The following is a 20,165-nucleotide window of genomic DNA, read 5'->3' on the forward strand; positions in this document are numbered from 1 at the left end:
CATCGCAAATTTATGAAGAAGTAGATGCATTAAAATCAAAAGTACATGCCAGCTTTGTCATTGATACGCTTACCTATTTATATGAAGGTGGCCGTTGTTCTGCCCTTCAAGCCTTTAGTGCGAGCCTACTAAAAATTAAACCTTCTATTGAAGTCAATAATACGAATGGAAAAATGGACGTAGGCAGAAAATATCGCGGCTCTCTTACTAAAGCATTTAAACGTTATACGAAAGATCAACTAACGAGTCATGCCAAAATTAAAAAAGACCGTGTTTTTATTACCCACTCTGGTACATCCCAAGAAAATATTGATATTGTCAAAGAAACCATTCAAGAATTAGTAGACTTTGACGAAGTTTTCATTACACGTGCTGGATGTACGATTTCATCTCATTGTGGTCCAAATACACTAGGTGTATTGTTTATGACAGAATAGGTAAATTTTCTTTTGATATATCCATTAATCGATAGAAACAATCATTTACTTGTCTTCATTTTCCTATATTTTACCTAAAATGGATGAGGTTCTTTTTGTAATTAAAACAATTGCTTTTTCAACTGAATTAGCAATTTGCTTTCTATTACAGGGACTTCATCTTATTTTCTTTCTATTATTTCCACTTACATCATTGTAAAAATATAAAAATAGTTTATAAGGCTGTATCTTCTGTGTGACAGAAACAAATCACACTATTTTTATCGAAAATTGATCTAGCACACCTCAGAAACAACTAAAAAACTCCTCTGTCTTCGTTGATAACCAACCATTAAAACAAAAGTTACCCCTCAATAAACCTCTAAAACCTTTCAAAGCTAAACGAAAGATTTATGTAACTCTTCAACGCTAATCCCACGAATAAGATTGGACATATTGGCATAGTTTTATGAAGACTGCACTCCACACAGTTTTCGTATTTCTTACGAGTTTGTGAAGAGTGTAGTGCTCTACTCCGCATGGATATCGAAATTCATGAAAGTTTGTGTGGATTGTGAGGCTGCACTCAGTACGGATTACGATCAATTCACTATTTCGTGAGGAGTGTAGTGCTCTACTCCGTATGGATTTTGAAATTTATGAAGGTTTGTGTGGAGTGTGAGGCTGTACTCCGTACGGATAACGATAAATTTACTATTTCGCGAGGAGTGTAGAGCTCTACTCCGCATGGATTTTGAAATTCATGAAGGTTTGTGTGGGGTGTGAGGCTGCACTCCGTACGGATTACGATTAATTCACTATTTCGTGAGGAGTGTAGTGCTCTACTCCGCATGGATTTTGAATTTCATGGATTTGTTCATGCAACACGACAGACAACCAATCAGAATTTAAAGCTAGCAAAGGGGATGTATTAAAATGTTGAGTATCATTGGCTTGATTGGTAGCTTGGCATTACTCATTTACTTTACGATGCGTGGTATTAACATTATTATTTCTGCAGTCTTTTGTTCACTTATTTTAGCTTTGACCGGGGGATTAAATATCATTGAGGCTTTAACGGAATATTATATGGAGGGATTTACGAATTTTTTTAAATCATGGTTTCTCATTTTTTTAGCTGGTGCTATATTCGGTAAAGTCATGGAAGATACTCGGGCAGCTCAATCGATTGCCTTTTGGTTTCAAGAAAAAGTCGGCTCTAAAGGGGCTGTCCTAGCAGTAGTTGGTGCGAGTGCAATCATGACCTATGGTGGCGTGAGTGTCTATATTGTTGCGTTTTGTGTCTATCCAATCGCGGTTTCTCTATTTAGACATGCTAATTTACCACATCGTTTCATTCCGGCATCATTAGTTTTTGGCTCGATTTCGTTTACAATGACATCGCCTGGATCACCTGAAATACAAAATATCATTCCAACACAACATTTCGGGACTACACCAATGGCGGGCGGGTGGATTGGTTTTTTTGGCGCTTTTATTATTATGATTGCAGGCGGCTTTGCTCTACATAAGATGGTAGGGAAAGCAGTAAAAAATGGCGAAACGTTTCAATTACCATATAAGGATACAACATTCAAGCACTCGACAAATGAAAAATTGCCACATATACTCATTTCACTAATTCCACTCATCATTGTCGTTTCAGTCGTCAATATTTTATCAAAATATATTGTTACCGAAGAAGCCGTTCTAGTCGCTCTAGTCATAGGTGCCTTGATGGCATGGGTATTAATGTTTCCATATACGAAAACACATATGACCATTTTAACAAAAGGAACCGAAAACGCTCTTGTTGCTATAGCGAATACGTGTGGAGTTGTCGGATTTGGCGCCGTTGCTTCTCAAGTACCTGCGTTTTCAACTATTGTTGAAAAATTAACGAATATGCCTGGATTAGAATATGTTGGTTTAGCTATTGCGGTAACTTTGATTGCTGGTATAACAGGTTCAGCTGCAGGAGGGTTAGGAATTGCGCTTCCTATATTAGCGCCCATCTACCTAGCACAAGGATTAGATCCGGGAGCGATGCACCGTATTTCAGCATTTGCTTCAGGTGGCTTGGACTCCTTACCACATAATGGATACATCGTCACAACAGTACAAGGCGTTTGCCGTGAAACACATCAAAAAGCATACAAACCAATCTTCATGATTAGTGTTGTGATTCCTACAATTGTTTTGTTCTTCGTTGTTTTACTCTATACGTTTTTTTAAATCTATTGTTTCTATTGACAAGGAAATATATCCAGTTGTTACAAATGAACTTTTATTAAATTAAATTTATCTTATCTTAACAATGACTTAATAAACGGGTGCTATAGTTTTTATATCAAGTAAATTAATGAAGAAATGGGGAATTTTTTTTGAGGAGAAAAGCATTTATATTCATGTTATTAGGATTATTGTTATTCACAACAGTGTTACCACACCCGACTTATACGGCTTTTGCTGAAGGAGTAGACACTGGAAATACCAAAACAGAAATGACCACTAAGGAAGCGACAGAAACAGAGACGGAAGGAGCAGAATCTAGTAAAGCATTACATAGTGAATCTACTGAAGCGTCTACTAATCTTATAGAAACAGAACCGGGTAAGAAAGATGAACAAAAGACGGAGCAAGAAGAACCAACCGTCGAACAAAAACAAGTAACAACAAAAGAAGAACAGCCTGAAGAAAAGACTGTTACGAAAAATGAAACAAAACCTACAACAGAAAAACAAACGAAAGAAAACATAAGTTCAACTAAAGAAGTGGACAAACCTTATATTGTTCTTGAGGATTTCGAAAATGGAATAGGAAGTTGGACAGCAAGCGGTGCCCGCTATCATTCTGTTAATGTTTCAGTAACAGATGAAGTAGCCCGATTTGGAAAGCATGCACTGCGCATGGATTATGACTTTATTGGTACACAAGGTGTATCTGGCGTATATGCGTCACGAGGTGAAGAAATTGTTATTCCAGGAAAACCGAAGAAAATGGGTATGTGGGTTTACGGTGACGGTCATAAACAATGGCTTAGACAACAATTATATGATGCGAATGGGACGAGCTTTAATATTGACTACACATCTGATAATCCGAACGGTGTCACTTGGAAAGGTTGGAAGTATGTTGAAGCGGAAATTCCACAGCATTGGGAAGCGCCATTTACAATGGGAAGTCAAGCCGTACGTTACATGGCTACAAAAGATAATGCCAAGACAAAAGGAACGATTTACATAGACAATATTCGTGCCGTTTATACGGACTCGATTGATGAGGATGTCACAAATCCAGTTTTATCAGATTTTAAACCAGGTAAAGATGAAATAGCTTACTCGAATGTTCCTGAAATACGTGCTGTTTCGGTAGATGAAGAAACAGGGTCTGGCATTGACCCGACTCGTATTTTTATGAAAATAGATGATCAATCTGTCACACCTGCTTATGATGCGAAGACAGGAGTCGTATCTTATACACCAGAAAAACCACTTGCTGAAGGGCTACACAAGGCTTGGATTGAAGTATTTGATAAAGCAGGAAACCATACGTTTAAAACATGGCAATTTTATGTATCAACAGGTGGACCCGAAGTTGTTTGGGAAGGTCCGGAAGAAGCATATGCAGGTTCGACTTTCGATGTAAAAATTAAAATTAATGAACCAAAAGCTTTAACTAAAACCGAACTTAAACTTCATTATGATCCACAGCTTTTAAAACTTGTCGATGGAAAAGCTAATATTCCATCTGCTTTTAATGAAGCAAACGTTGAGCAAGTTGTTAATGAAGAAACAGGTGATATTTCGTTAAACTGGAGTCAATTGGAAAATGCAAAACTCGATGGTTCAGAAGTATTTGCAACACTTACTTTCCGATTAGGATTAGATGCATCAGGTGAACTAGCTATTGAGATGAAAGATGGATACCACCATTATACAGATAATAAAATGGGAACAATTCCGTTTTTCGTCGTACCTTACCAGGCAAAAATTGCCCAACCTTTAACAATTGATGTCGAAGGGAAATCAGTCAATACACCAAGTATGATTAAAGTGACAGACCGTTACGGTGAAGCGGTCGAAGGGGCGACAATCAATGTATTAGACGATAAAAAATTAATTAAAGTTACAAAGCCAACTCATATTTATAAAGGTGGAAGCGGCGTTGCTGGAGAACCTTATGAAGCGGTTGAAGTCGGGACATATATACCGGTAGCTAAAGTGCCGTATGCTGGATTTGATTATTATCGTATTTTCATGCCAAACGGTGAACAACGTTATTACCATGTGCCAAAAGATGATGTTGAAGAAATAGATTGGAGCACAGTCTTTGACAAAACAGATAAAAATGGTGAAGTAAAAACAGACTTACTGACATTGTCGCGTATTCCACTTCGGATGCAAGCGACTAAAGGTGAACTCGTTAGCCAAGTGCTTGATTTAACGATTTTACCACAGCTTGGTACAGAAACACCTGAACATGTAACACTCACATGGACAAATGATCCACAAACGACACAACATTTTACGTGGAAAACAAATACTGCCATCCAAAATAGTGTTGTTGAAGTCGTTCCAGCGACAGACGGGGATGGTTTTCAAAGTGAAGCAGTCGAACAATTTACTGGAAAAAAAGTACTTTTCTCTGATCCAGAAGGTGAAATGAATATTCATCACGTCGAGGCGAACGGATTACAGCCTGGAACGACATATCAGTATCGTGTCGGAGATGGAACCGATTCGGGCTGGAGTAATGTAAATACATTTACAACGGCATCTTCAGAAAATGATCCATTCCGCTTTATGTTCGTTGCTGATACACAAGCATATGATGAAGCTGGATTTGCTTTATGGACTCAGTTATATAAGCTCGGTTTAGAAAAATTCCCTGATACGACTTTCACTGTTCATGCGGGGGATATTGTTGAAGAAGGAAATAAGCTAAGCCAGTGGAATTTATTTTTAAACGCATCAAACGGATTAAATGAAAACATTCCATTTATGTCCGTTCTCGGTAATCATGATGTATATGGAACAGGTGCTAACACATATAAGCATTTATTCCCTTATCCACAAAATGGACCAGAAGGGAAAGAGAATTTCGTTTACTCATTTGATTACGGAAATGCTCATTTCATTATGTTAAATTCCGAATTTGGTGTTCAAGATATGAGAGAACAACAAGAGTGGATTCGCCAAGAAGTTGAAAACACGGATAAACTTTGGACAATCGTTACGTTTCACCGTTCGCCTTATAAAAGTAATCCAAAAAGAGGACAAGATGCTACGGCTGAAACATTTGCTCCACTCTTAGAAGAGTTAGGCGTAGATTTAGTCCTAACGGGTCATGACCATGCCTATATGCGTTCACATTTGATTAACAATGGGGAACCACAACCTGATGGCGAAGGAACGCAATATTTAATCGGTGGCTCTGCTGGACCGAAATTTTATCCAGGACAAGAAACGGACTATGTAAAGGTCCTCCATGCGAAAGAAGAGCAAGTCTTTACGTCTATCTTAGTCGATGGTAATGAATTGAAAATCGAAGCCTATACCATTCATGATGAGCTCGTTGATTCATTCACAATGACAAAAGAAGTACCTGAAGAAACACCTGATGAAGAAGAAAAGCCAGGTGGTCCAGAAGAAACACCGGGTGACACTAACGAAACACCAGGTGACAATAACAACGAGGAAGAAACACCAGATCACAAAGACGAAACACCGTCAGATAAAGACAACACAGAAGTGAGTGACAAAGAAGATAACAAAGGTGATAAAAAAGATACTGGCAATAAAACAGTCACATCACCAAACAACACAGATAAAAATGCAGAAAATAATGCAGCTAAGACAAATGATCCATCTGCTGACTCCAATGAAAATGCCGGTCATAAAAAATTACCAAACACGGCAACATCGATATATCATTGGGTTTTCGTCGGTGTCATGATGACAATCTTAGGTCTAGCACTTCTAATCTATCGCAAGCGAAAATATAATTAATAAAATCCCCTGTCTCTCACATGAAGAGATAGGGGATTTTAAAATTTCACTTTACAAATGGCATCTCATACAATTTATCATACATTTCATCGTCATCAAGCACGTATTCATCAATGTTCATCGAAGCTATCAGCATGCCGAATAATGGCGCGTAAATACCACTCATCTTCATGTTGTAAGAAGACAAAGCGCATTTTTTGCCAGTGATTCTTCTCAGTGGCAGGAGAGAATAACTCTACAAACCTTCCATTTGGTATTTCTGTCCGTATATTTTCTATTAAAAGAAAAGCGTCTGTATTTTCATCATGATGATTTATTGGCTGTATTTCTTCATAGGAGAATGTTGTGTAGTGTAATTGTCTATCACAGTTTTTAAGTTGTGGGTTATCACAGTGGTGTATTGAACTACTCCCACTTATCAACCTTGCGGTCTGATGGAAGATGGGAGATTCTTGGGAACAAAGCATACTTGTAAGCGTATTTCTTTACTCACAGTGGTTTCTTTTATTTACCAAGCTATCCCCGTAGTCCCTACGGTTCTATTGTTTCGTTAGGCTAAAGCTTGTAATCACAACCCTTCGTTTAGTATATTCAAGCTGGCGTTAATATCTCTATCGTGATGTGTTTTGCAGTTCGTACAAATCCATTCCCTCATGTCTAATGATTTTTTGCCACTATTGTGACCGCAATGAGAGCATATTTGACTAGACGGGAACCATCTGCTTATTTTTACGATTGTTTTATCATACCATTTTGCTTTGTATTCTAATTTTGATACAAAGCCAGACCATGATACATCAGAGATATTTTTAGCCAGCTTATGATTACGTAACATTCCTTTAACGTTCAAGTCTTCTAGACAGATTATATCGTGGTTTTTGATTATTTCTGTCGTTAACTTATGAAGGAAGTCGTTACGCTGGTTCATTACTTTTTCATGCAATCTAGCAACCTTGATCTTTTGCTTTTGGTAATTTTTTGCATCACGTAGGTCAATCCCATTGTTTTTAGCATTCGATGCACGTCTTGAAAGTTTTCGCTGTTCACGTTTTAATTTCTTTTCCATCCTTGACGTGAACTTATTATTATTGATCTTACGACCATCCGAGAGAATGGCAAAGTCAGTAATCCCTAAGTCTATGCCAATAGATGATGCTGTCTTCTCCAACGGTTGTACTTCTGTTTCAGTTAAAATAGAGACAAAGTATTTGCCACTCGGATTACGTCTAATGGTCGCACTCATGATTCGCCCCTCTACCTGACGGCTTTTAGCAAAACGAACGTACCCTAGTTTCGGTAACTTGATTTTATTTTCTACAATGGCGATATTTCCATTCGTATGTTTCGTTGTGTAAGATTGTAGGTTGTTCTTTTTGGATTTGAAGCGTGGTGCTTTATTTTCCTTTTTGAAAAAGCGTGTATAAGCATCGGCAAGGTTTTTCAATGAGGACTGAAGAGCAATACTATCCACCTCTTTTAGCCAAACCAGTTCTTTTTTCAATTTTGTTAGTTCGGCAGAACAAGCAGAATAAGTTAATCCTTTGCCTGTTTCTTTATAAGCATCTTTCCATTCCGCCAAAAAGTGATTAAATACGAAACGACTACACCCTATTGTTTTAACAATGAGTGTTTCCTGTTCTTTGGTTGGGTAGATACGAAATTTGAATGCCTTGTTAATTAACAAATTACTCATACCTCACTCCATTTTTTGATTTTCAATATATTTTCTAACAACATCAATGGGAGAGCCACCCGTAGTTAGTAAGCAAAAACTTCTTGACCAAAACATTTCTTTCCACAACTTTTTTCGAACTTGTGGAAAATCCTTTATAAGACTGATTATATTATTTAGGTTTAATTTCAGCAACAAAAAGACTTTAGGCTATCGCCTAACCGACATTCATCTCCCACCTGTCGCTGGGCTTTGCCCTACACACGACTGAGGAGGGAGTCTTCTGTCGGAAAACGATAAAAAATGATTGATATAGTCACTAATCGTCATATAAAAATAATGATAGTCATCCGTATTAGAAAACCCCCAAAAAACACGTTCATTTTGCTGAATAGAATCAAGGAAGTCAAATCTAGAAAAGTTCGGATCTTCTACAAATGTTGGAATAGGAAATTCACGGTAAGCATCGAGCATGCGATGGAATGTCATTATTATGCCTTCCTCGGGATGAATGATATCATGAAGGCTTTTCCAATCGTTTTCTAATAGGTACTGATAAATTTCTTCTGTCATTTTTAATAAATGTTCCTCGGCTTTGTCCTCATCAATTTCATTATATTTCTTTTCTGTTGTATCATTTTTCTTCTCTTTTTGAACTGTCTGATGGGCACTTGCTTTTGTATGACTGCTATTATCACTCTGCTCACTACACCCGACAAAAAACATAGCGTAAAAACAGATGAAACAGATGAAAATATTAAATCGCGTCTTAATTAACAACACCTCCACATCAATCATTTAGTCATACAAGTTTCTCTAATTATAGCTTTAATGATTATGAGTAGCAAGATATTTCAGAAAACAAGATGTTCAAGGTGAAGAATATATGACAAAAAGCATATCGACAGAGCTTTCGAACTCTATACATATGTATTTTCATAAAAACTTCTCCACATTAAGAAAAGCGATGATCGCTGCGATACAAATGGCTGTCATTTGTGTTCTTAAGTCCTTATCTTTATCCTCTTCACTAACCATAGATGAATGAAATGGCCATCATGAAGAGTAATAATACTTTGAACACAGTCACAATCATTATTGTAACTACTTAAAAAATTGTTTGTTATTAGTACAATATAGCAGTCAATCCAAACCTTTGACTTAAGCTACTCATTATTCATCATACATGATAAAATGTAGTAGACTATCAATGCTTTAGGAGTGAAGAGATGACTGCATTACCGAATTGCCCACAATGTAACTCAGAATACACGTATGAAGATCGTGATTTATTCGTCTGTCCTGAATGTGCGCATGAATGGATAGGAAATGAAGTAGAAGAAAACGATGACGAATCAACAATAAAAGATGCACATGGACAAGTTCTTGAAGACGGTGACACCGTAAATGTAATCAAAGACCTTAAGATAAAAGGCAGCTCGTCCGTCGTAAAACAAGGAACAAAAGTAAAAGGAATTCGCCTCATCCATGATGCTGTTGACGGTCATAATATTGATTGTAAGATTGATGGGATAGGCGCAATGAAATTAAAATCAGAATTTGTGAAGAAGGCTTAGGCTTAGAGAAGACGTTTGCAATTAGGAAGGTGATTGCGGACGTCTTTTTATTATGAATTATTATCTATTTTTTATTATATTTTGATTCTTCAATCGCAATATAATAGCATATAATTAAATTGAAACACTTCACATATGTAGGAGGTGCCTTTATTGAAAATTTTAGATGTAGAAAGTTTACTATCTGGTATTGACTCTAACAAAAAAGAAATTGAAAATTTTCAAGAGAGATTATCAGCTTTACAACGAGCGGTTCGTGACTTTACAGCATTAGACGATGAATTAGGTGGAGAAGGCGGGGAAGCTATTCGTGCTTTTTATAATGACTGCCATCAACCTTTTCTTGTGTTTTTAAACCAATCATTAACTGATTATCGGAAGGTATTGATCGATATCCAACGAGCAATTGGAGAATTTGAGCCTGATGAAAGAGGTTACGTTAGTCAATCATATTTGGAACACGAGGTTGAGTCTGGGCTAGATGAAGTAAAAATGACGGCGATTGAATTAGCGGGGGAAGCAAATGATGTGATCGCTAGTGTTAGTGATATTGTTTCTCTTCCTAAGATTGATGAATCAGATGTTATTCATCAGGTTGAACGTGGAAAAGACAGAATAAAAAATGTTGTGGATGGTTTATATAGCCTGGATGATTACAGTGTTTCTCAACTCGAACAAACGAAACAGGACTTAGATACGATGATGACTTATTTATCAGAGTTGGAGTCGAAGTTTCAAAGCGGGGAGTTGTCGATTGGAAATTATAAGGTTTCAGCTGTTAGTGATATGGAATCCTTTCGTGCAATTACAGAAAGTGTTTTTGGTGATGGTGGGGTATTTGGCATTATTCTAAATAAATTTAAAAATGGCGAGCCAATAACTGCATTAGAAAGTGAAGCTCTCTATCATTTTTTCCAAACTGAAATACTGAATGCTCAAGCCAGAAAAGAACTTGAGGAAATTGCCAGTTTCATGAATGAAAACGATATTGATAAATTAATGAAGCGACTTAATGAAAAAGTGGTCATTTCTGATAGCGCTTTAGAAGATGAAATGCTGTTGGTTCAGGCCTACGTATACACGGGGGAAAAGAGGCCTAATGAGGTTAATATAGATCGCAATACTAAGCAAAAGCTGGATGTTTATTTAGTATTATTGAAACATTTTCATCAATCATCAATGGGGATTTCAAAGATTGATACTCTAAATTATAAAAATAATCCGTATGGCATTAAAGGGCATTTTATTGAAGCAACAATGAAGACTGCTTCATATCGAGCTGTTGATAGGGGAAAAATGACTATTGAAGAATACCGTGACTATGCATTAAGGGATAATGGCTTAGATCGCGGACCTATTATTTACAATAATGATATAGAAATCACTTATTTTAGTACAGTAGATGCTAACAATTTCAATAACTACATAAAAACTAAAAAACTGATCGAAGAAGAGGCGAATTATACACTCAACTATATATTAGGGCTCACTGTAAACGGTTTGCTTGAAAAAATTGGGGCGGGTACAATTAAAGCAATGGAAGACTTTTCTTTAGAAAAAGAGGAACTTCAAAGAAATATAAAGATTGAGGAAGTTAAAAATACTGCAGGTATCCTAGATTTGGAGTTTGTTATTTCACAAAATTATACTTATCCAGGTGCTGGTCCCGATTTCGATAGAAAATTAGATATTGAATTTTATCCAACAGCATACACCTTTGAATTTCTTGATAGATGGGAAAAAGCTTATATTAAAAATAAAGATATTCCTTATCCAAAAGACCTTATTCAATCACAAAATTGGTATGAGATAGCTGAATATTGGCTATATCACAGCACAAAAATTACAGATGATTTGTATGATTATATTAAACGTGGGAAATAAAGTTTAAGCTTATATTATTTTAATGTCAATAACAGATTACAGTTAGGTTTAATAAGCATTTGTTTTATTCTAAATATCAGACTTCTGTTAAAACATTGTTTAGTAGTTTCTCAAAGGATGGTTGAGTATGAAAAAGATTTATATATTAGTTCCTGTTTTTTTACTTCTTATGGGATGTAGTCCAAAGATAACGGAAGAATATTTAAGTCATGGTTATTGGACTCTTAAGGATAGTTATGATAGTAAAAATAGAGGAGACCCAAGCTGTATTCCATTACAGAAAGGTGTTGAGTTTAAAGAGGATGGTATTGTGTACGTAAATTTTTTTGAGAGAGACCTCGAATATAGGTTAGATAAAAAAGAGTCAAGAATATTATTCCGTGATACAGGTCCTGATTTAGACCCTAAAGCAATTCCAGATTATGGTGTTGATTATTTTAATTATGATATTAATATTTTAGGCAATGATGAGATGGTTTTAATAGGACGCGGTCTTCTAGAAGGTTATAATTGTTATTTGGAAAGAAAATCAAATAAAAAATAATTATTATAGAATGCTGTTCTTATAATTATCTGAGTTGTGCAACGTTTTTATGTGGGGTGATATGACTGTGAACAAGTTGAAGTATTTTTTTCTTCCCTTTATGATTTACAAAGTATTAATCTCTCTTTAAGGAAGAGGTCCTAATAAATACAGAATGATAAATATCCTATATCAAGTGCATCTAACTCACTCGGTATGGGTTCTTTTTTTATAATTCTTGTCTAATCATGTGGACAAAAACCTAATGATTAAAAGCCCTTATCCAATAATTGGATATAAAAACTCTAAATAAATTAAAATATTTGGTATAATGTAGTCGAATGGGACTGAAGTAGTATACAAGGTTGTGATTGAATGTTAAATAAAATGTTGGATTTTGTCATAAATGGTGGCAAGCGAAAGATAACAAAGCCGATTTTTATAAAGGGCTATTCAAAGGAAAACGATCGTTTAATAGAATTAGAAAGTATTCGTGATTACGTAACTGATGAGAAAGCTTTAAAAGATATTGAGAGGCAAATCAATTTTACGAAAGCGGGTATCCAAGGAGAAGCGAATGTTGCTTTTGAATTAGAACATTCTTTATTACCACTATTATGCCTCCATGATATTCGCCTCAGATACGAAGATTTATATATCCAACTTGATTTTGTGGTGATTACCCAGAAGTCTATTATTATTTTAGAAACGAAAAAAATGAATGGTGATATAGAAATAACAAAGTCTGGCGAGTTTAATCGTATTTTTAAAAATAAATACGGAAAAGTTTATAAAAAAGAAGGATTTTATAGCCCAATTTCTCAAAGTGAGCGCCATACAAGAATTTTAGAAAAAATTTTACGAGAACATAAGCTTATTCGCCAAATGCCAGTTAAGGCGTATGTTATTATTGCTAATCCTAAATCAATCATACATAAAAAGAATAGTCCATTAAGCATTCAAAGTCGTATTTTTAAGTACGATCAATTAACGACTTTACTTCGAAATGAAATAGAGGATAAATCTAATTCTTTAAATGTTAAAGAAAAGTATTTGTTTAATATTGCACAATTTTTATTTGAACACCATCAGCCACGTACTTATGATTACAAATCGAAATACGAAGCATATATGAACCAACATACTGAACCAGTTAAGAATAAACGATCTAGTATAAAAAATGAGCTAGATGATGAACAGTTACGGGAAAAATTAAAGAAATATCGTTTAGCTGTATCACGAACAGAAGGTGTCAAAGCATTTATGGTGTTTACTAATAAAGAGTTAGAAGAATTGCTTATACATAAACCACAGACTAAGGCTGAATTAAGAAAGATTAAGGGATTTGGTGATTTTAAGGTAGAGAAATATGGGGAGGGGATTGTGGAGATGTTTCGATTTTTTAAAACAATTGAATAAATTCATCCTCAAAAAAAGCATTTACTATAATCTTCATAAACGGGATAAAATGCCAGAGTTATTAAATAGGAGGATTTTTCATGCTAGTATACGAATCAACAAAACAAGAATTTCTTCAAGACGTCTTTAATGATGAATTGACAAATAATATCATTAACAATTTCAATGAGAAGATTGGATCAGTAAATGAAGCTGAAGTAAGGTCATGGGATAATTCGATGCAATTTATGTTTAGAGTTCTTATGGATCCAGAGATACCTAAAGATTCAGGGGTTGCCATTGAATTTAGAATCCCCTATTCCTCCAAACGGGTTGATTTCTTAATAACAGGTAAATCAAAAGAATCAAATGAATCTGTTGTTATTGTCGAGCTTAAGCAATGGGAAAAAGTTGAAAAGATTGAAGGCAAAGAAGCAATTGTTAAAACACCAATGAGGTATGGAATGGTTGAAACAACACATCCTTCCTATCAAGCATGGTCATATGCGTCTCTAATAAAAGATTATAACGAAACGGTACAACAAGAGGATATAGAGTTGTACCCATGTGCATATTTACATAATTATATTATTCGTAATGAAGGTGATCCGTTAACTGATAATATATACAACTATTACATTGAAGAGGCTCCGATATTTGCAAAAGGCGATGCAGCCAAACTTCGTTACTTTATCAAGAAGTATATAAAATATGGTGATAAAAAGGAAACGCTATATAAAATTGAAAAAGGTAAAATACGGCCATCTAAGTCCTTGCAAGATTCTTTAAACTCTATGTTAAGAGGAAATCAAGAGTTTATTATGATTGATGAGCAGAAAGTCGTTTATGAAAAAGCTTTACAACTTGCCAATGATGCACAGCGAACAAATACGAAACAAGTTTTAGTTGTTGAAGGTGGCCCAGGAACCGGTAAATCTGTATTAGCTATTAATCTATTAGTTGAATTGACAAACAGAGGAATGGTAGCACAATATGTTACAAAGAATGCAGCACCAAGACATATTTATGCGAATAAATTGAAAGGAGATTTTCGAAAATCTCATATTGATAATTTATTTAAAGGATCAGGAAGTTATGTTAATGCTCCTAAGGATGAATTTGATGTACTAATTGTTGATGAAGCACATCGTTTAAATGAAAAGTCTGGGATGTTTCAGAACCTAGGTGAAAATCAAGTGAAAGAATTAATAAATACGGCTAAAACAACAATATTTTTTATCGATGAACATCAAAGGGTGACCATTAAGGATATAGGGAGTATTGATTTAATAGAAAAATATGCTCAAGAACTGGAGGGACAGTTGTATAAAACTGAGTTAGTATCTCAATTTAGATGCAATGGATCTGATGGTTATTTAGCTTGGATAGATGATGTATTACAAATTAGAGAAACTGCTAATATGAACTTTATTGGAAAAGATTATGATTTTAGAGTATATGACAACCCCAATATCCTCTTAAATGATATTAAGGAATTAAATAAAATAAATAATAAATCAAGGGTTGTGGCAGGGTATTGCTGGAATTGGAATAAAGATACGAGAATGCAGTCAGATGTACCAGATATTGTTATACCTGAATATAACTTCGGTATTAGTTGGAACCTAGGTAACACAGAAACATGGGCAATCGATGAAAATTCTGTTAATGAAGCAGGTGTTATTCATACGTGTCAAGGACTTGAGTTTGATTATGTAGGGGTCATTATAGGAGATGACTTAATTTACCAAGAAGGAAGAGTTCAAACAGATTATACAAAACGAGCTAAAACTGATCGTTCTTTATTTGGTATAAAAAAGATGATGAAAGAAAAACCAGAAGAAGCAACAAAACTTGCAGATGATATTATCAGAAATACATACCGAACATTGTTAACAAGAGGCCAAAAAGGCTGCTTCGTATTCTGTACAAACAAACCACTCGCTGATTATTTAAGAGAACGTATCAAGAATGTTCGGGAATATAAGGCAGATGATTTTTTTAAAAAAGATATTTATGTAGCTGAAAGTAAACCAACTTATAAATAATGTGTTTTATCTTCCAACTCTTTAAAAACCAAGATATTGCTTGAAAACTAGTATGACGAGGTCGTCAGGGTATTTATCATGACTCACTAACAAGAATGCATGATAAATTAAGTTACAAGCGCATTCCAAAGCCAAATTTACACATTCGAAAAGATGAATGTCCGCTGGGGAAGCAGTCTAACACACGAACGAAAGATAATACTCAATATACATCTTATTATCGTACAAAAACATTGTATCGATTACGTTGTACTCCATGAACTATTACACTTAAAATACCCTGACCATGATTACCATTTCTTTAACCAACCCCATATGTCAGACTGGAGGAACGAAAGCGGATTTTGGATGAAGAAGTGGTGAGGGAGATTATTTGAAGAGAAAGATGATGAGGGGTGTCTTTCGCTTTTGTAAAAATCCTCAACCATGTCATACGTTCAAGAGTGACGAAATTTAAAATTTTATTTAATTAATCTTTAATCATATACTTATGATTTAAAAATATAAAAAACAATTTAACAAAGGAGAAATATATATGGGGAAAGTTTTAAATGAGTTTTTAAGAGAGTATTACTACCCTTTAAAAGAGTATTATTGTCCTTCAAACAATAACAAAGTGAGAATCCATGAAGAAAATACAGAAAGAGCAAGAAATCATTATCAAAGAGATTATTCTCGTGTTCTATACTCGAGTTCTTTTAGAAGACTACAAGGTAAGATGCAATTATTAGGTGTAAAGAACGATAGCTTTTATAGAAATAGATTAACTCATAGTTTAGAAGTTGCACAAATTACTCGAGGTATTTGTGAATATATCCGTGATAGAACGAATAACGATGAAATATATGATAATGATATTTATGTGGTTGAAGCAGGGGCATTAGCCCACGATTTAGGTAATCCTCCTTTTGGTCATCATGGAGAAAGAGTTTTAAATGAATTATTAGATTCACATGGTGGGTTTGAAGGAAATGCTCAGACTTTAAGAGTTATTAATCGTTTAGAGAAAAAGCTGCCAGATGCACGTGGTCTTAATTTAACTAAAAGAACAATATTAAGTGTAGTGAAGTATTTTAAAAAAAATAATAGAATAACAAAGAAGTTTATTTATGATGAAGATTATGAGTTCATAGAGAATTTTTTGGAAAGTGATATTAAACCAAGAACAATTGATGTTCAAATAATAGACTTAGCAGATGAAATTGCATATGCTGCTCATGACTTAGAAGATGCATTAAGTCTAAAATTATTTAGTATCGATGAATACTTATTTGAATTTAGAAATAAATCGGAAAATTCTTTTTATATATTAAAAAATTTAGTGAAAAAAGCAAATGATAAAGCGCGGAATGCTCAAATCTATAATTCGTCAGAAGAGTTTGGATTTATATTTAGAAAAGAACTGATATCAAATTTGGTACACCTATTAATAAACGATATTGATGTTATACGTGTGGATGAAAAACATATTGAAATTACAGGAACATTAAATGAATACGAGTTAGGTTTTAAGAATTACAATAAATTTGTTAAAGATTTAAAAAGTTATACATTTGAGTGTATAAATAGAACGAATGTTGTCCAATTATATGAGAAACAAGGTGAAAAAGTAATCAAAGGGTTATTTGATGCATTGAATGATAATATGTTTAATAAGGACAATAAATTGTTACCGGTTGAATTTAGAAATAATAATGAGTGTAAGCAAAGAGTGATAGGTGATTATATCTCTGGTATGATGGACTCTTTTGCTATAAATTTATATCGAAAGTTTTATGGAGACCAGGCTATATCAAAATTGTATGATAATGATTATTTTAAAGATTACAGATAAAAACAAGATAAAATCTTAACTAAGAGAGCTTAATGGAAAATAATGTAACTACGTTGGAGTAAAGGTTTTATCTATTAAAAAAGTCTAATGGATACTAACCGTAGACTTTTTTGTTCCCTATTATCCAAAAATTAAAACCTAAACACCCCGATTCCTTTGTTATGAAAGATTAACTCATATTAAACCATTATATTGGACAATGCATACCTAGTAGGGTATATTATTATTTGAATTATTTTATGGATTATATGAAGGAGGAATTTGTTCATGGCAGAGAAATTGAAACAATTAGGGAAATTTAAATCATTAACACCGGAAATTAATGAGGCGTTCCACGGTTGGAATGGCGTGTCACTTAAGGAAGGTGTTTTATCACAGAAATTAAAGGAATTAATGGCTGTTGCTTGTGCGGCAACAACAGGCTGTGAATATTGCTTAGATTTACATAGCAAAGGTGCTAAACGCGCTGGTGCTACGGAAACAGAAGTCGCAGAAGCATTGATGCTTGCAACAGCAGGTAAAGCGGGAGCAGCTTTTGCTCATGCAGCTAATGCATTTGAAACTTTCGAGGAAACAGAAAATGATGAGTTATTTAAGAAAACATATTTAGCACATACGATGAAATTACGTGAATTAGCACCAGAAGACTTTAAAGCATTCTTTAACTTTACGACAAAAGCTGGTGCAGAAGGCGAACTATCAGTAAAAGAAAAAGAACTGATCTTAGTCGCTGTATCACTGATTACAGGTTGCCCTTACTGCATTGATAGCCACGTGAAAAACGCTAAAAAATCAGGAGCGACGAAAGAAGAAGTCGCGGAAGCGGTATTTGTCGCAAGTGCATTAAATGCGGGAAGCGCCTTTACAAAAAGCCCAACAGCATTAAAAAACTTCGATAAATAAAATGATAAAAAAGCAGAACGTGATCAAAAAAGCACGTTCTGCTTTTTCTATTACTAATGATAGACCAAATTTAGAAAATAAAAGGTGAACGATATGTTTATCGTATGTAACATATAGACAATATGTTTTTACAGTTATAATAATCCTCGTAATAAGATAAACTCCTAGAAAAATATCAATCCAATAGCCGAAAATTAAATGCTTTTCTCTTTTTATACAAGATGTAGAGGATATGTGTGTTTATTGATCGTTATTTTGCAGTGCTTCTCAATATGATGTAAATGATAGTCGGGTATATGTTTAGCAACGATGGCTGACTACATCGTTATAGAAAAAGAACATGAATACATAAAGTTTAAGTACATATTTCTATGTAAGGCTGTACTTTTCTTACGACGGAGCATTTAACTACAAAGCATCTGCAAAACATAACTGGTGGTACCATCATTGATAAATAGCAGGCATGTATTATTTTTTGTATGGCGACATCATTCGACATAATTTTTAAAAGGAATATGTTAATTTAAAAAGGATTATGATTTAGTAAGAAGTAAAATCTTAGACAAGCGATCGAATATTTATATAGTTATATTTTTGATTTTTATAGCTTATAGCTTCATATAGTTAAGGAAATGTGTAAGAAAGATATTGTAGTTGATAGGAGATGTATATCTTGTTGATTGAAGCAAAGAGGATTTCAGTAGCCATTGAAGGCCGTGAAGTACTTAAAAATGAGACCGTACGATGTCATCCAGGAACTATGACAGCTCTTATAGGCCCGAGTGGGTGTGGCAAGACGACTCTTTTACATTGTCTTGGTCTTTTGTTACCTGTGGATCATGGACATATCGTTATCGATGGTAAAGATGTTACGAAGTATAACGACTCAGCACGTCGTCGATTTTGGCGTGATCATGCAGCCTTTATTCTTCAAGATTACGGCATTATGGATGATGAGTCTGTTGCATTTAATGTTACGATGCAGTCGAGTATGTTAGGTCGACGTGTCACTGGTGATCAAAATCGGTTAGAACAAGCATTAGCAGAAACAGGACTTAAGGGGAGAGAAGCTGAAAAAGCCGGTCATTTAAGTGGAGGAGAAAAACAACGGCTTGCTCTCGCACGCGCTATATATAAGGATGCTGAAGTCTTGTTTGTAGATGAACCGACTGCTTCACTTGACACAAGTAATCGAAAAAAGGTTATCGCACTATTTGAGGATTTAGCGACGCGTGGACGTACTGTTATCGTGTCAACACATGACAACGATATGATCCAGGCTTGTGAAGTTAAGCATGCAGTGGGCTTTAGTGGCCAGACGCACCACCTATCAAATAATGATGATGCGAATGAAGGAGGATTTTCATGAAGCCTAGTCTAAAAATAACAATCAGTGTCATTATCGGTTTGATACTCATATTAGGAGGGGTTGGCCTTTTAAATGGTTTTTTTTCAGGAGAAAAAGATGCTCATCCGCCATGTGAACAGTTGCCAACGAAAGAGAAAGCTATTGAAGCTCTTAACAGTCACCAAACTATTGTTGAGGAGATTAAAGCACTTGGTGACGGTATTGAAGTCGAAGTGGGGACGCCTTGTTCAGATGATAAAGACCGCGGCTTAGTTATGATTATTTATGATTCGAAGTCTGAACGTGATGCTGTTTCCAATCTTCTCGGGAATCGAGAAGGATTTGGTGTTCCGGTACATTTAGTAAAGCGATAATTTATGTTTTAATATTAAATACCATATTTGCTGTTCGTGGTGAAGTCGTTTCATGGCTAGTGTTATCGCCCAAGTACTTTTTCAGCTATATCTAGCAATGAAAGAAGGCGGAATTTAGTAGAGTATGATAGAAAGCAGTCGAATGAATTAAGGAAGAAAATGGCAACATGTTACTCT

The 20,165-nt window shown here is 34.9% G+C and carries 16 protein-coding genes and 1 pseudogene; 13 read left to right on the forward strand and 4 right to left on the reverse strand.

Features of this window, described 5'->3' with window-relative positions; translation table 11 throughout:
* From VIG73_RS13540 to VIG73_RS13550, 3 genes are all read left to right on the forward strand, one after another.
* Positions 1-437 (forward strand): DegV family protein (locus VIG73_RS13540; RefSeq protein ID WP_331642897.1); only part of this gene is annotated, 437 nt, incomplete at its 5' end.
* A gap of 915 nt (positions 438-1,352) precedes the next feature.
* Positions 1,353-2,651, forward strand: coding sequence for a GntP family permease (locus tag VIG73_RS13545; RefSeq protein WP_331642899.1), 1,299 nt, complete (start codon positions 1,353-1,355; stop codon positions 2,649-2,651).
* Between the two features lie 149 nt (positions 2,652-2,800).
* Positions 2,801-6,427 (forward strand): fibronectin type III domain-containing protein, encoded by a 3,627-nt coding sequence (locus VIG73_RS13550; protein WP_331642901.1) that lies wholly within the window; start codon positions 2,801-2,803, stop codon positions 6,425-6,427.
* Between the two features lie 110 nt (positions 6,428-6,537).
* Here VIG73_RS13550 and VIG73_RS13555 read toward each other — a convergent pair whose 3' ends face one another.
* From VIG73_RS13555 to VIG73_RS13570, 4 genes and pseudogenes are all read right to left on the reverse strand, one after another.
* The gene (locus VIG73_RS13555) at positions 6,538-6,849 is read right to left on the reverse strand and encodes a hypothetical protein (RefSeq protein ID WP_331642903.1); all 312 of its coding nucleotides are present in this window, start codon (positions 6,847-6,849) and stop codon (positions 6,538-6,540) included.
* A gap of 146 nt (positions 6,850-6,995) precedes the next feature.
* Positions 6,996-8,120 carry an IS200/IS605 family element RNA-guided endonuclease TnpB gene (tnpB, locus tag VIG73_RS13560; protein ID WP_331642905.1) on the reverse strand — a complete coding sequence of 375 codons (1,125 nt, stop codon included), beginning with the start codon at positions 8,118-8,120 and terminating at the stop codon, positions 6,996-6,998.
* A 3-nt stretch (positions 8,121-8,123) separates the two neighbouring features.
* Positions 8,124-8,255, reverse strand: a pseudogene (locus VIG73_RS13565) (transposase); the annotation flags it as partial.
* Between the two features lie 72 nt (positions 8,256-8,327).
* A complete protein-coding gene (locus VIG73_RS13570) occupies positions 8,328-8,879 on the reverse strand; it encodes a hypothetical protein (protein WP_331642907.1) in 552 nt (183 codons plus the stop codon).
* A gap of 449 nt (positions 8,880-9,328) precedes the next feature.
* Between VIG73_RS13570 and VIG73_RS13575 the strand changes: the two genes are divergently transcribed.
* From VIG73_RS13575 to VIG73_RS13615, 10 genes are all read left to right on the forward strand, one after another.
* Positions 9,329-9,676 carry a zinc ribbon domain-containing protein YjdM gene (locus VIG73_RS13575; protein WP_331642909.1) on the forward strand — a complete coding sequence of 116 codons (348 nt, stop codon included), beginning with the start codon at positions 9,329-9,331 and terminating at the stop codon, positions 9,674-9,676.
* Positions 9,677-9,829: 153 nt separating this feature from the next.
* Entirely contained in the window at positions 9,830-11,560 is a 1,731-nt protein-coding gene (locus VIG73_RS13580) for an LXG domain-containing protein (protein WP_331642911.1), read from the forward strand.
* Between the two features lie 127 nt (positions 11,561-11,687).
* Positions 11,688-12,104: a hypothetical protein gene (locus VIG73_RS13585; protein ID WP_331642914.1), complete on the forward strand. Its 417-nt coding sequence runs from the start codon at positions 11,688-11,690 to the stop codon at positions 12,102-12,104.
* 354 nt (positions 12,105-12,458) lie between these two features.
* The gene (locus tag VIG73_RS13590; protein WP_331642916.1) at positions 12,459-13,502 is read left to right on the forward strand and encodes an NERD domain-containing protein; all 1,044 of its coding nucleotides are present in this window, start codon (positions 12,459-12,461) and stop codon (positions 13,500-13,502) included.
* Between the two features lie 80 nt (positions 13,503-13,582).
* A complete protein-coding gene (locus tag VIG73_RS13595) occupies positions 13,583-15,529 on the forward strand; it encodes a DUF2075 domain-containing protein (RefSeq protein WP_331642919.1) in 1,947 nt (648 codons plus the stop codon).
* 135 nt (positions 15,530-15,664) lie between these two features.
* Positions 15,665-15,892 (forward strand): YgjP-like metallopeptidase domain-containing protein, encoded by a 228-nt coding sequence (locus VIG73_RS15765; protein ID WP_414648418.1) that lies wholly within the window; start codon positions 15,665-15,667, stop codon positions 15,890-15,892.
* Between the two features lie 172 nt (positions 15,893-16,064).
* On the forward strand, positions 16,065-17,363 hold the full coding sequence (locus VIG73_RS13600) for a dGTP triphosphohydrolase (protein ID WP_331642921.1): 1,299 nt from the start codon (positions 16,065-16,067) through the stop codon (positions 17,361-17,363).
* A gap of 267 nt (positions 17,364-17,630) precedes the next feature.
* Complete coding sequence (locus tag VIG73_RS13605; protein ID WP_331642923.1) at positions 17,631-18,266, forward strand: carboxymuconolactone decarboxylase family protein; 636 nt, start codon at positions 17,631-17,633, stop codon at positions 18,264-18,266.
* A 673-nt stretch (positions 18,267-18,939) separates the two neighbouring features.
* A complete protein-coding gene (locus VIG73_RS13610; protein WP_331642925.1) occupies positions 18,940-19,635 on the forward strand; it encodes an ABC transporter ATP-binding protein in 696 nt (231 codons plus the stop codon).
* Entirely contained in the window at positions 19,632-19,988 is a 357-nt protein-coding gene (locus tag VIG73_RS13615) for a hypothetical protein (RefSeq protein ID WP_331642927.1), read from the forward strand. Before VIG73_RS13610 ends, VIG73_RS13615 begins: the two co-directional genes overlap by 4 nt.
* The last annotated feature ends 177 nt before the right edge of the window (positions 19,989-20,165 follow it).

Origin of the sequence: Cerasibacillus sp., assembly GCF_036516575.1 — a bacterium.
Taxonomy (GTDB): domain Bacteria; phylum Bacillota; class Bacilli; order Bacillales; family Amphibacillaceae; genus Cerasibacillus.

What these genes read in the sequence shown, in the direction of transcription:
- VIG73_RS13545 (WP_331642899.1), top strand. Translation starts at nt 1,353, where the DNA reads ATGTTGAGTATCATTGGCTTGATTGGTAGCTTGGCATTACTCATTTAC.
- tnpB (WP_331642905.1), bottom strand. Translation starts at nt 8,120, where the DNA reads ATGAGTAATTTGTTAATTAACAAGGCATTCAAATTTCGTATCTACCCA.
- VIG73_RS13575 (WP_331642909.1), top strand. Translation starts at nt 9,329, where the DNA reads ATGACTGCATTACCGAATTGCCCACAATGTAACTCAGAATACACGTAT.
- VIG73_RS13585 (WP_331642914.1), top strand. Translation starts at nt 11,688, where the DNA reads ATGAAAAAGATTTATATATTAGTTCCTGTTTTTTTACTTCTTATGGGA.
- VIG73_RS13590 (WP_331642916.1), top strand. Translation starts at nt 12,459, where the DNA reads ATGTTAAATAAAATGTTGGATTTTGTCATAAATGGTGGCAAGCGAAAG.
- VIG73_RS13595 (WP_331642919.1), top strand. Translation starts at nt 13,583, where the DNA reads ATGCTAGTATACGAATCAACAAAACAAGAATTTCTTCAAGACGTCTTT.
- VIG73_RS13600 (WP_331642921.1), top strand. Translation starts at nt 16,065, where the DNA reads ATGGGGAAAGTTTTAAATGAGTTTTTAAGAGAGTATTACTACCCTTTA.
- VIG73_RS13605 (WP_331642923.1), top strand. Translation starts at nt 17,631, where the DNA reads ATGGCAGAGAAATTGAAACAATTAGGGAAATTTAAATCATTAACACCG.
- VIG73_RS13615 (WP_331642927.1), top strand. Translation starts at nt 19,632, where the DNA reads ATGAAGCCTAGTCTAAAAATAACAATCAGTGTCATTATCGGTTTGATA.